Source organism: Herbaspirillum lusitanum P6-12 (assembly GCF_000256565.1).
Classification (GTDB): domain Bacteria; phylum Pseudomonadota; class Gammaproteobacteria; order Burkholderiales; family Burkholderiaceae_D; genus Herbaspirillum; species Herbaspirillum lusitanum.
Window position 1 is genome coordinate 1 of the sequence record NZ_AJHH01000439.1, and the last position, 11,472, is coordinate 11,472.

The window sequence follows — 11,472 nt, forward strand, 5'->3', positions numbered from 1 at the left end:
AGCTTTATATCGGCGCGCGCGGTCAGCATCATCACCGGCAGCGAAGAATCCTTGCGCAACTGGCGGCAGATATCCATGCCGTCCATGCCCGGCAGCATCAGGTCGAGGATCACCACGTCCGGTTTCTCGCGCGCGACCGCGGCCAGTGCCTGGTCGCCGCGCAGCACCAGCGCCACTTCAAAATCGTAGCGGCACAGATATTCCGATATCAATTCGGCAAGACGTACGTCGTCTTCGATCAACAGTATTTTCTTCATCCCCGATGGCTTTCCAATGTGCTTCCCGTGCGCATGATAGCTGCGTCGCAAGCACGTGTGCCGGCGCATTACAAACAAACACATGTTGACACACGGCCACACATTTTCCTCACCAAACTCCCACAGACCGCAACGCTGCAGATGCCGACAATGGCGCTCATTCATCACAGGAGAAACCATGACATCTTCACATCGTCGCATCGCCATCGCAGCGAATGCAGCCGCAGGCCTGGGCGCCGCCTACATGCCGCGCTACGCCGGCAGCGATGAATACAAGGCTATCGCATTGCCTGTCATCAGCGTGGTCACCCCGTGGGGCGGCTTCATCGACGCCGGCGAAGGCATCGGTTATCGCCACGGCTTCGGCGACAAGTTCATCGCCTCGGCGGCGCTCGGCTACGACGCCGGCCGCAAGGATTCCAACCAGAGCCTCAAGCCCGGCTCCGACAAATTGAGAGGCATGGGCGAGGTCAAGGGCGCGACGCTGCTCAACCTCAGCCTCGGCTATCGTCTCACGCAAAACCTGACGCTCAGTGCCGGCGCTTCGCAGCCGCTGAGCAATCGCGACCGTGGCCGCAACTATTACGCCAAGGTCGACGCCACGGTGATGACCATGCCCAGGGACAAACTCGCCGTGGCCGGCAGCGCGCTCTTCGGCAGCAATGATTACAACCAGAGTTATTTCGGCGTCACCGCCAACCAGAGCGCGACCAGCGGCTACAAAAAATATACGCCGGGCTCCGGGCTGTACGCCGTCAAGGCCGCGATCACCTGGACCCATCGTTTCGACGACAACTGGTCGCTGCTGGCCGCTACCGAAGCGACCCGCTACATGACGAAAGCCGGCGACAGCCCGATCGTGAAGGCGCGCACCAACTACGGCACCATGGCTGCCGTCAACTATACGTTCTGAAGATTGTCCGGCGGTAGCAATGACCATTGCGCCGCCGGATGCAATCGGCGCTATAGTCTCTGATCCTTCTTCATTTCAACCGGATCGATCAGCCCGATGCCCTCTCCTTCCCCCTCTCCCACTCCCTCTTCCGACCTCGCCGCCCTGCGCGACATCGTGCGCCAGTTCGCGGAAGAACGCGACTGGCAGCAATTCCACACGCCTAAAAATCTCGCCATGGCCTTGTCAGTCGAAGTGGCCGAACTGGTCGAGCACTTCCAGTGGCTCAAGACCGGCGAACAGGATGAGCTCGACGACGCGCGCCGCACCGGCGTGCGCCATGAGCTGGCCGATTCGCTGGTCTATCTGATCCGCCTGGCCGATCGCCTCGACGTCGACCTCTACGACGCCGTGATCGAGAAGATGCAACTCAACCGCGAGAAATATCCGGCCGACAAGGTCAGGGGCCAATCGCGCAAGTACGACCAGTATTGAAGCGCAACCGGAGCTCGATCTCCGAGCCGGATTAGAATAGACGGTTTCGCCTCTCCGGGAATCACCATGAAGCAGTCTTTCGTCCGCGCCGCCTTGACCTCCTTGTTGTGCGGCTTGCTGTCCATTGCCGCACTGCCGGCGCACGCCGACATCAACAGCGCCGTCAACGCCTACGGCGAACAAAAGTACGAGGCCGCCTACCGCGAGTTTTCGCAACTCGCCGCACAGGGCGACAACCGCGCCAAGTCCTTCCTCGCGCTGATGACCTTGCGCGGCCTCGGCACCGCGCGCGACGTCAAGCAAGGCGCGAAGCTGGCGCGCGAATGCGCCGAAGGCGGCGAGCCGACCTGCGCCGCGATCTATGGCGACCTCAACCTGCCGGGCAAGGGCTTGCCGGTCAACTTCCCCGAAGCGCGCGCATGGACGCGCAAGGCCATCGCCGGCGGCGACCAGCGCGCCGGCTACGGCTTGTGGCAGGCCTATACGCTCGATCCGGCCAACCAGTTCATGGTCAACGGCAAGGCCGACGACCGCAAGTACAACGCCATCGCCCGCCGCAGCATCGCCGAGCGCGGCGACCAGATCGAAGCCATCGACGGCCTGGCCGGCGCCGCTGCCGCCGGCTACCTGCCGGCGCGACTGATGCTGGCGACCTTGCTGCTGGAGCAAAGCGGCGCCGGCACCACCAAGCAGATCCGCACGCTGCTCGACGGCATTCCCAACTTGTCGCCCGATCACCGGAAATACCTGGCGTTGGCGCAGCAGGTGGACACGCTTGGACCATCGCGTGCCGCGCCCAAGCTGATCGCCGACGCCATCCCCACCGTCATGACGGCGGCAGGGCTGGCGGCGGAACGCAGCGGAACGCCGAACTCGACGCTGTGCAAGGATTTCCGCCTGATGTCGATCAAGGACGTCAGCGCCGTCGGCGACGCCGTCTGGCTGCCGCTCAAACAACCGCTGGTGGCCGGCACCTATCCGGTGCAGGGCAGCTGGACTGAAAACTGGCACGTATACTTCTGCGGCGCCGAACGCGTCTTGCGCATGCAGTTTACTGTCGACGGCATGGGCGGCGCGTTTTACGAGGCCAAGTCCTGAAACCGTTACACAGGTTGAATCAGGCTATGATGGCACCCAATCATTTGCACCTCAGTCCGTCTCCATGAAAGCATCGCGTCCCTCCGAACCGTCTGAAACGCTCGACCAGGGCGTCTACGAAGCCATCTTCAACGGCGTCATGCACGGCCGCCTGAAGCCCGGCACGCGCCTGCAGGAAGCCAGTCTGTGCGAACAGTTCGGCGTCAGCCGCACGGTGGTGCGCCAGGCGCTGCGCCGCTTGTCGGAAGCGCAGATCGTCGAGATCGTTGCCAACAAAGGCGCCGCCGTCGCCACGCCCGGTCCAAGGGAAACCCGCGACGTCTTTGCCGCCCGCCGCGCCATCGAAGGCGCCATCGTGCGCGAAGCGGCACGCCGCATTGAACATGGCGACATCGAACGCCTCAAGCAGCGCCTGCGCGCCGAACACGATGCGCTGCACGAGCAGGACCATCCGCGCTGGGTAGCGCTGGCCGGCGGCTTCCATCTGGCGCTGGCGGAGTTGTCGGGCAATGCGGTGCTGCAACGCATGCTGACCGAACTGATGACGCGCTGCTCGCTGATCGTGGCCCTGTACGAAACGCCCGGCGAAGCCAGTTGCGAACACGACGAACATGCACGCCTGGTCGAGCTGCTGTCGCTGCGCGACGGCAACGCCGCTGCCGACGAAATGGAGCGCCATCTGCTGGCGCTGGAAGCGCGGCTGCAATTGCCGGCCTGATTTCGTCTCTTCTGCCTTTTCACGTTCACGTTCTCCCGCTTCGCCCCATTTGCGCGCCCGCGCTTGGTGCAAACACGTCTTTTGCACCAAATTCAACAAATGTATACAATTTATAATATACAAATAATCATATATAAATCAACTAGTTAAATACATATAATGGCTGGCATTTAATTTGCATGTATACAATTCAAGGGCAACCCCGCCCCGACCATTGTCCATCCATGCAAGGAGCTTCCCGCCATGAAACGCCGTCAATTTCTGCTCGCCTCGGGCGCAACTGCACTGTCAGCCCTGTCAACCTTGTCCGCACCGACCATTGCCGCCACCAGTACACCGCGCCTCAAGATCGGCTTCATCTATCCCGGTCCGGTGGCCGACATCGGCTGGTCGTTCCAGCACGATCTCGGCCGTCGCATGCTCGAGCGCGAATTCGGCACGCGCATTGAAACCGTGTTCGTCGAGCGCGTGCCGGAAAGCCCCGAAGCCGAACGCGTGATGCGCCAGCTGATCGACGATGGTTGCAAGATGATCTTCGCGACCTCGTTCGGCTTCATGAATCCGGTGATCAAGGTAGCGGCGGAATATCCCGACGTGATCTTCGAGCACTGCTCCGGCTACAAGAGCGCGCGCAATGTCGGCATCTACCAGACGCGCTTCTACGAAGGCGCTTACCTGCTCGGCACCATCGCCGGCCGCATGACCAAGACCAACACGCTCGGCTACGTCGCGCCGATCCCGATCCCGGAAGTGATCCGCAACCTCGACGCCTTCGTGCTGGGGGCGCGCAGCGTCAATCCCAAAGTGACCGCCAAGGTGGTGTGGATCAACTCCTGGTACGACCCCGGACTGGAACGCGACGCCGCGCAGACGCTGGTGGCGCAAGGCGTCGACACGCTGTACCAGAACACCGATTCGCCGGCGCCGGTGCAGGTCGCGCAAAGCCGCAAGCTGTACGCCTTCGGCCAAGACTCGGACATGACGCGCTTCGGCCCCGATGCGCACCTGACCGGCAACGTGCTGAACTGGGGCGTGTACTACGTTCACAAGGTGCGCCAGGTGCTGGAAGGAAAATGGAAATCCGAAGATACAAAATGGGGCATGAAAGAAGGCATCGTGCAACTGGCGCCGCTCAATCCGGCGCTGCCCAAGGATGTCGTCGCGCTGGTGGAACAACGCCGCAAGGCCATCATCGCGGGCACGCTGCAACCGTTCGCCGGTCCGGTCAACAACCAGGCCGGACAGCTGCAAGTCGCGGCCGGCAAGACCGTACCCGAGTCGGAGCTGTGGACCATGAAGTGGTACGTGGAAGGCATACAGGGAAAACAACCATGACGGAAATCGATTTCTCCGCGCTCGGCGTCTACCAGCGCTACAAGCTGATGGCCAGCCTGATCGTGCCGCGGCCGATCGCGCTGATCACCACGCTGGGCGAAGACGGCACCATCAACGCGGCGCCGTTCAGCATGTTCAACATGGTCGGCGAAGATCCGCCGATCGTGATGGTGAGCATCAATCGCCTGCAGGACGGCGGCTTGAAGGATACCGCTGCGAACATCCTCAGGAGCGGAGAATTCGTCGTCCACCTGACCGACGAGGCCATGTGCGAACAGATGCATGCCTGCGGCGATGCGCTGCCGTCGAGCGTGAGCGAACTGGCGCATGCGGGACTGCATGCGGTGCCGTCGCAAAGCGTGGCGCCGCCGCGCATCGCCGAAGCGCCGGTGGCTTTCGAATGCGTGCTGCATGAGAAGCTGGAGACCGCCAGCCGCTACATTTTCATCGGCCGCGTACAATGGCTGGCGGCGCGCGACGGCCTGGTGGACACCGAACTGTGGCGCGTGCGTTTGCAGGACTATCATCCGGTCGGCCGTTTCGGCGCCAGTTTTTACATCAAGACCGGCGAGCGGTTTTCGCTGGAAAAGGCGCAGGCCAGTTCCACTCCCATCGACGAAATGTGAGAAGAATAATGGGACCAATAAAATGACATTCAACGACAGCGACAGCAAGGCCATGCGACTGGCCATCGAAGCATCCGGGGAGGCGCTGGCCAACGGCGACATGCCGTTCGGCGCGACGCTGGTGTCGGCTCAAGGCGAGATCCTGCTGATCTCCGCCAACAACCAGAACAGCGCCGCCGATTGCACCGGCCACGCAGAGATGGTGCTGGTGCGCACCGCGCAAAAACAGCTGGGCCTCGGCGCCCTGCGCGGCAGCACCGTCTACGCCAGCGGCGAACCCTGCGCCATGTGTTGCGGCGCGATGTTCTGGGGCGGCGTGCGGCGCGTGGTGTATGCCGCGTCGACCGCGCAGATCGCCGAAGCGCTCGGCGGTCCGCTGCTGCCGCTGCGCAGCGCCGAGGTGCTGGCCGCGGCCACGCCGGCAATGACCGTGGATGGGCCGCTGATGGGTGATGAAGCGTTCGCGGTGTTGCGGCGCTTTGCGCCTGACTGAATCGCATCAGCGCATCATTTCATGGCGGCAAATAATTTCCTTTTAAAAATATTTCCATAAAAACATGCCGTCGCTACAAGTGTAAATTTCATCCGTCTCGCTTCAGAAAACGGCAAGCCTGTCGTTACCGGGAATACCTTCTGCTCAGAATGTTGCAAAACATGCAGAGCAAAAGACAAGTTTGATTAGCCCGTTGCCATGAATCGAGTACAGCCCATGAAGATGCCTGACATGTCGCCGCATGATTTTTATCAAGTGAACGCATCGCATGCATTCGGCCTGCTCGCTTCGTCCGCGGAACTACGCTTCGAGCGCCTGACGCGCCTGGCCAAGCGGCTGTTCAACGTGCCGGTGGCGTTCGTCAGCCTGGTGGAGGCGCATCGCCGGTGGCCGCTGCAAACACATGATGACGGCCGGCACGCCTTCGCCGCCGCCGATCTGCTGGTGATGCAGGACACGGTGCTGGACCAGCGCTTCCAGGGCAATCCGCTGCGCATGGGCGAATCGCGCGTGCGCTTTTACGCCGGCTGCCCGATCCGGGTCGGCAATGGCGACCAGCTCGGCACGCTATGCCTGATCGACGACCAGCCGCGCGCGTTCGACGATGACGACCAGGCGCTGCTGCGCGATCTCGCCAAAATGGCCGAGCAGGAATTGTTCGCCATGGAACTGGCGACTGTCGATGAACTTACCCGCATTCCCAACCGGCGCGGCTTCGAAGCCATGTCGGAGCAAGCGCTGAGCCTGTGCAAACGGCTCGACAAGCCGGTCTCGCTGTTCTACTTCGACCTCGACCTGTTCAAGCAGATCAATGATCGTTTCGGCCACGCCGAAGGCGATCGCGCACTGCAGGATTTCAGCGCGATCCTGTCGCGCAACTTCCGCCAGTCCGACATTATCGGGCGGCTCGGCGGCGACGAGTTCGCGGTGCTGCTGCCGAACACCGGCAAGCAGCAGGCCGAAGTCGCGCTGCGCTTCCTGGAAAAGGCCGTGAAGCTGCACAACCGCAGCGCCAAACGCGCTTACAAGCTGTGCTACAGCGTCGGCCACGTCGACAGCGACGCCGCGACCCCGATCGCAGAATTGATGCAGCGCGCCGATGCGCGCATGTACGAAGACAAGAAACAGCATTCCCATCATGGCAGCGGCGCCTTCGCCGCACTGCTCGACATGCTGCTGCCGCTGCAGCGGAAATATCGTCACTAAGCGCATCCCCTCTTCGTTTTTTCAATGCGGGTCCGCCGGGAACAGCCGGCCGACGGCAGCGCCGCGCCGACGACACGTTCAAATCGGCTGACGCATCGCTGAGACGACTTGAAAATAAACGATGGGGATTGACTGCACTGCCCGCATCCGCGCCGCGAAATCACGCGGCTGGATGCGGGTCAGCTATTCAACTGCTGTTGACCTACTGCTCAGTTGCCATTCAGTTGCTGCATTCAGTTGCTGAAGACTCAGCGCTTGAGTTGCGACAAGTCGCGCACGGCGCCGCGGTCGGCCGAGGTAGTCAGCGCGGCATAGGCTTGCAGCGCCTGCGACACCACGCGTTCGCGGCCCAGCGGCTGCCATGCATCATGGCCAAGCGCTTCCATCGCAGCACGGCGTTGCGCCAGGACTTCAGCGCTCACGCGCAGGTTGATGGTGCGCGCCGGGATGTCGATGTCGATCATGTCGCCCTCTTCCACCAGGCCGATGGCGCCGCCTTCGGCCGCTTCCGGCGAAGCGTGGCCGATCACCAGGCCGGACGAACCGCCCGAGAAACGACCGTCGGTGAACAGTGCGCACGCCTTGCCGAGACCCTTGGACTTGATGTACGAGGTCGGGTACAGCATCTCCTGCATGCCCGGCCCGCCCTTGGGACCTTCGTAACGGATGATGACGACGTCGCCGGCATGCACGCTGTCGCCGAGGATGCCTTCGACAGCGGCGTCCTGGCTCTCGAACACGCGCGCCTTGCCGGAGAACCTGAGGATGCTTTCATCCACGCCGGCGGTCTTCACGATGCAACCCTTTTCGGCGATGTTGCCGTACAGGACCGCCAGGCCGCCGTCCTTCGAATACGCGTGCGCCAGATCGCGGATGCAACCGGCGCTGCGGTCGAGGTCGCCGTGCTCGTAACGCTCGGCCTGCGAGAACGCGGTCTGCGACGGCACGCCGCCCGGCGCTGCGCGGAACAGCTTGTGGACGGCGGCGTCGCTGCTGACGCGGATGTCGTATTTTTCGATCGCTTCGCCCATGGTCTTGCTGTGCACGGTCGGCAGCGAAGTGTCGAGCAGGCCGGCGCGCGCCAGCTCGCCCAGGATGCCGAGGATGCCGCCGGCACGATGCACGTCTTCGATGTGGTACTTGTCGGTCATCGGCGCGACCTTGCACAGGCACGGCACCTTGCGCGAGATGCGATCGATGTCGGCCATGGTGAATTCGACCTGCGCTTCATGCGCGGCGGCCAGCAAGTGCAACACGGTGTTGGTGGAGCCGCCCATCGAGACGTCCAGCGCCATGGCGTTTTCGAACGCGGCCTTGCTGGCGATGCTGCGCGGCAGGACCGAGTAGTCGTCCTGTTCGTAGTGGCGCCTGGCCAGTTCGACGATCAGGCGGCCGGCGCCCAGGAACAGTTCCTTGCGGTCGGCGTGGGTGGCGACGATGGTGCCGTTGCCCGGCAACGCCAGGCCCAGCGCTTCGGCCAGGCAGTTCATCGAGTTGGCGGTGAACATGCCCGAGCACGAACCGCAGGTAGGACAGGCGGAGCGTTCGATTTCGGCGACGTCGGCGTCCGACACGGTGCTGTCGCCGGCCTTGATCATGGCGTCGATCAGATCGAGCTTGATGACCTTGCGATCATTGTTGACGACCTTGACCACCTTGCCGGCTTCCATCGGACCGCCGGAGACGAACACGACCGGGATGTTCAAGCGCATGGCCGCCATCAGCATGCCGGGGGTGATCTTGTCGCAGTTGGAGATGCACACCATGGCGTCGGCGCAGTGCGCGTTGACCATGTATTCCACCGAATCGGCGATCAGGTCGCGCGACGGCAGCGAGTACAGCATGCCGCCGTGGCCCATGGCGATGCCGTCATCGACGGCAATGGTGTTGAATTCCTTGGCGACGCCGCCGGATGCTTCGATCTCGCGCGCCACCAGTTGGCCCAGGTCCTTCAGATGCACGTGGCCCGGCACGAACTGGGTAAACGAGTTGACCACCGCGACGATCGGCTTGTCGAAGTCGCCGTCCTTCATGCCGGTGGCGCGCCACAATGCGCGGGCGCCGGCCATGTTGCGGCCTTGGGTGGTGGTGCGGGAACGATAGACGGGCATGGTGGGTGTCTCCTCAGAATGCAGGTGGAATGAAAATGGAAATTGCCTATGAATCAAGAGCGCAAGAATGCCGTGCGATCGGCAAGTTGTCCAATATATGATTCGATGACCTGTAATTCGTATTGCATATCAGAGCATCCCTGCGACTCTGAACACGGCCGCACGGAAAAGCATGTTTATTTTCAGCAATAAAACTCCTGGAATTTGAGTATGCTTGAAGGGAGCCTGCATTTCGACTGGATTGAGGCATGACAGTGACGAACGGCAGGAAAGAGGAAGAAAAATCGATGAGGGGAAATCATGAAGAACAATATCATCCGCCGCGGCACGCCGGTGCTGCTGGCTTTGCTGACTTTGCTACCGCCGCTGGCCTTGCTGAGCGCCTGCGACCGCTCGGTCGATGAGAAGCTGAGCGCGCAGGCAAGCGCCGAAAAATCGCTGGAGATTTCGCCGACGCTGTTCGCCACCAAATTCAACCGCAGCGTGCGCGACGTACTGGAAGACCGCAAGGACGACAACGCCGCACGCATGGCGCCGCTGTATGCGATCGACGTCACGCAACTGCACAAGGGCGGCGAGAAGCATACCTTCCAGACCCAGGTGGGGCCGGCGCAAACGTCGCTGATCGGCAGCCTGGCCAAGGACGGCGACCTCAAGACCATCGGCGTCTTGCTGGCCAGCCGCACCGAAGGCGCGCGCGATGAATTCTTCCTGTGCGCCGAAACGGTGGCCCGCATCGTCACCGACAGCGACAAGGCCAAGCTGCCCGACCAGCTCAAGCGCCTGGTCAACAACGCCATCAATAATCCCGGCCAGCGCATGACGATCGCCGTCGGCCAGCGGTTGTTGTCGGCAGAGATTATTCAACAGGGATTGATGTTCCAGGTGGAGCAGAGCCAATAAGAAGATTTTTATACGTCCAGCCTGATCAGGCGCGTCGCCTTGGCGATTCCGCCTGCCATCAGCTGCGTGATACGGCCATCGGCGACGGTCAGCTTGACCTTGATCACGCTCGGCGAGGGCGGCTGCATCAGGTAGCCCTGCTCGATGATGATTTCGCAATCCTTCACGCCGCCGTGGTCATGCAGGTAACAGGCCAGCGGTCCGGCCGCGGTGCCGGTGGCCGATTCTTCCGGAATGCCGAAACGCGGTGAAAACATGCGTACGCCGGCATGGCGTCCGCTCACCGTAGTCATGTCCGAGTACACGTAATAACCGATCACGTCGAGTTCGTCGCTGAGCGCTTCGATCAGCGCCATGTCCGGGCGCACGCCCGAGACCGTCTGTTCATCCGGCAAGGCCACGATCAGGAAAGCGTTGCCGGTGTTGACCACGGTCGGCGCCAGGTCGGCGTGCAACTGTCCGGGCGCAAGGCCGAGCGAGCCCGCGATGCGCGCAATCAGTCCCGTGCCGGCATCGAGCACACGGTACTGCGGTGCGCGCTGTTCCATGAACACCATCTCGCCGGCAATCAGGATATCGAGGTTGCCGTCGATGGACTCTTTGGAAAAATTGCCTTCGCCGACGATGCCGAGCTTGCGCAGCAAAGAAAACGTGGCGATGGTGGCGTGGCCGCAATGCGGGATCTGCCGCGTCGGCGTGAAGAAGTCGAGCTTGACGGTGGCGCTTTGCGAGGCAGACACGAAAGCGGTCTCGGACAAGCCGAGCTGGCGGGCAATGTGGAGTTTCTGTTCGGTCGTGAGTGCATCGGCGTCGAGGACAACACCGGCAGGATTGCCACCGGCTACACCATCGATGAAGGCGTTAACGATCTGTGCGTCGACCTGCAAAATAAATCCCCCGAAGTATTTGAGCCTCAGGGGATTCTAGCGCAACCACGAAATACTGCGTCGGCGACGACATTTTGTTTCGCCGGCTGTCCGTTTCCTCGCGTGCTATTTTGCCGGGAACGGCTCGGTGAGGATGCCGGTCAGGCTTTGCACGCCGTCGATGTAGTTGCCCAGGCGCATGTTCTCGTTGGCGCTGTGCTGGTTGTTGTCGGCGTTCACCAGCGGCACGATCACGAATGGAATCTTCAGCGCGCCGACCATGGCGCCGGTCGGTACGGTGCCGCCCATCATGCGGATCTGCACCGGTTCCTTGCCGTAGGTCTTGACGAAGGCGCCGCGCAGCCATTTGCCGATCGGCGACGCCAGGTCGGTACGCACCGCCATGCTGGACGCCGACACGCGGGCGTAATCGAACGAGGCCAGTTTCGGATAGCGCGCGGGCTATTAGATG

13 protein-coding genes are annotated in these 11,472 nt (G+C 62.2%); 9 read left to right on the forward strand and 4 right to left on the reverse strand.

What is annotated here, in order from left to right:
* Positions 1–257, reverse strand: a 257-nt coding sequence (locus HLUSI_RS0114060; protein ID WP_016834569.1) for a response regulator, incomplete at its 3' end; no start/stop codon positions are given.
* 178 nt (positions 258–435) lie between these two features.
* On the opposite strand from HLUSI_RS0114060, the gene HLUSI_RS28705 reads away from it, so the two are divergent.
* The 8 genes from HLUSI_RS28705 to HLUSI_RS0114100 all read left to right on the forward strand — a co-directional run bounded on the left by HLUSI_RS28705 (position 436) and on the right by HLUSI_RS0114100 (position 7,120).
* Complete coding sequence (locus HLUSI_RS28705) at positions 436–1,170, forward strand: MipA/OmpV family protein (protein WP_016834570.1); 735 nt, start codon at positions 436–438, stop codon at positions 1,168–1,170.
* A 96-nt stretch (positions 1,171–1,266) separates the two neighbouring features.
* Positions 1,267–1,644: a nucleotide pyrophosphohydrolase gene (locus HLUSI_RS0114070; protein ID WP_029363522.1), complete on the forward strand. Its 378-nt coding sequence runs from the start codon at positions 1,267–1,269 to the stop codon at positions 1,642–1,644.
* A 66-nt stretch (positions 1,645–1,710) separates the two neighbouring features.
* Complete coding sequence (locus tag HLUSI_RS0114075) at positions 1,711–2,742, forward strand: tetratricopeptide repeat protein (protein WP_016834573.1); 1,032 nt, start codon at positions 1,711–1,713, stop codon at positions 2,740–2,742.
* A gap of 64 nt (positions 2,743–2,806) precedes the next feature.
* On the forward strand, positions 2,807–3,460 hold the full coding sequence (locus tag HLUSI_RS0114080) for a GntR family transcriptional regulator (RefSeq protein WP_016834574.1): 654 nt from the start codon (positions 2,807–2,809) through the stop codon (positions 3,458–3,460).
* Positions 3,461–3,703: 243 nt separating this feature from the next.
* The gene (locus tag HLUSI_RS0114085; RefSeq protein ID WP_016834575.1) at positions 3,704–4,795 is read left to right on the forward strand and encodes a BMP family ABC transporter substrate-binding protein; all 1,092 of its coding nucleotides are present in this window, start codon (positions 3,704–3,706) and stop codon (positions 4,793–4,795) included.
* Positions 4,792–5,421: a flavin reductase family protein gene (locus tag HLUSI_RS0114090; protein ID WP_016834576.1), complete on the forward strand. Its 630-nt coding sequence runs from the start codon at positions 4,792–4,794 to the stop codon at positions 5,419–5,421. The genes HLUSI_RS0114085 and HLUSI_RS0114090 overlap by 4 nt, the downstream gene beginning before the upstream one ends.
* Before the next feature lie 22 nt (positions 5,422–5,443).
* Complete coding sequence (locus tag HLUSI_RS0114095; protein WP_016834577.1) at positions 5,444–5,914, forward strand: nucleoside deaminase; 471 nt, start codon at positions 5,444–5,446, stop codon at positions 5,912–5,914.
* Positions 5,915–6,130: 216 nt separating this feature from the next.
* Complete coding sequence (locus tag HLUSI_RS0114100; RefSeq protein ID WP_016834578.1) at positions 6,131–7,120, forward strand: sensor domain-containing diguanylate cyclase; 990 nt, start codon at positions 6,131–6,133, stop codon at positions 7,118–7,120.
* A gap of 248 nt (positions 7,121–7,368) precedes the next feature.
* Here HLUSI_RS0114100 and ilvD read toward each other — a convergent pair whose 3' ends face one another.
* Positions 7,369–9,231, reverse strand: coding sequence for a dihydroxy-acid dehydratase (gene ilvD, locus HLUSI_RS0114105; protein WP_016834579.1), 1,863 nt, complete (start codon positions 9,229–9,231; stop codon positions 7,369–7,371).
* Positions 9,232–9,531: 300 nt separating this feature from the next.
* Here ilvD and HLUSI_RS0114110 point away from each other — a divergent pair, with 300 nt between their 5' ends.
* A complete protein-coding gene (locus tag HLUSI_RS0114110) occupies positions 9,532–10,134 on the forward strand; it encodes a hypothetical protein (protein WP_016834580.1) in 603 nt (200 codons plus the stop codon).
* Positions 10,135–10,142: 8 nt separating this feature from the next.
* On the opposite strand, the gene HLUSI_RS0114115 is transcribed toward HLUSI_RS0114110, so the two are convergent.
* Entirely contained in the window at positions 10,143–11,021 is an 879-nt protein-coding gene (locus HLUSI_RS0114115; RefSeq protein ID WP_016834581.1) for a PhzF family phenazine biosynthesis protein, read from the reverse strand.
* A 105-nt stretch (positions 11,022–11,126) separates the two neighbouring features.
* On the reverse strand, positions 11,127–11,405 hold the full coding sequence (locus HLUSI_RS31110) for a M20/M25/M40 family metallo-hydrolase (RefSeq protein WP_029363523.1): 279 nt from the start codon (positions 11,403–11,405) through the stop codon (positions 11,127–11,129).
* Positions 11,406–11,472 lie beyond the last annotated feature (67 nt).

Bases quoted from the DNA above. Each gene is read 5' to 3' on its own strand.
- HLUSI_RS28705 (WP_016834570.1), top strand. From the start codon at position 436: ATGACATCTTCACATCGTCGCATCGCCATCGCAGCGAATGCAGCCGCA.
- HLUSI_RS0114070 (WP_029363522.1), top strand. From the start codon at position 1,267: ATGCCCTCTCCTTCCCCCTCTCCCACTCCCTCTTCCGACCTCGCCGCC.
- HLUSI_RS0114075 (WP_016834573.1), top strand. From the start codon at position 1,711: ATGAAGCAGTCTTTCGTCCGCGCCGCCTTGACCTCCTTGTTGTGCGGC.
- HLUSI_RS0114080 (WP_016834574.1), top strand. From the start codon at position 2,807: ATGAAAGCATCGCGTCCCTCCGAACCGTCTGAAACGCTCGACCAGGGC.
- HLUSI_RS0114085 (WP_016834575.1), top strand. From the start codon at position 3,704: ATGAAACGCCGTCAATTTCTGCTCGCCTCGGGCGCAACTGCACTGTCA.
- HLUSI_RS0114090 (WP_016834576.1), top strand. From the start codon at position 4,792: ATGACGGAAATCGATTTCTCCGCGCTCGGCGTCTACCAGCGCTACAAG.
- HLUSI_RS0114095 (WP_016834577.1), top strand. From the start codon at position 5,444: ATGACATTCAACGACAGCGACAGCAAGGCCATGCGACTGGCCATCGAA.
- HLUSI_RS0114100 (WP_016834578.1), top strand. From the start codon at position 6,131: ATGAAGATGCCTGACATGTCGCCGCATGATTTTTATCAAGTGAACGCA.
- ilvD (WP_016834579.1), bottom strand. From the start codon at position 9,231: ATGCCCGTCTATCGTTCCCGCACCACCACCCAAGGCCGCAACATGGCC.
- HLUSI_RS0114110 (WP_016834580.1), top strand. From the start codon at position 9,532: ATGAAGAACAATATCATCCGCCGCGGCACGCCGGTGCTGCTGGCTTTG.
- HLUSI_RS31110 (WP_029363523.1), bottom strand. From the start codon at position 11,405: ATGGCGGTGCGTACCGACCTGGCGTCGCCGATCGGCAAATGGCTGCGC.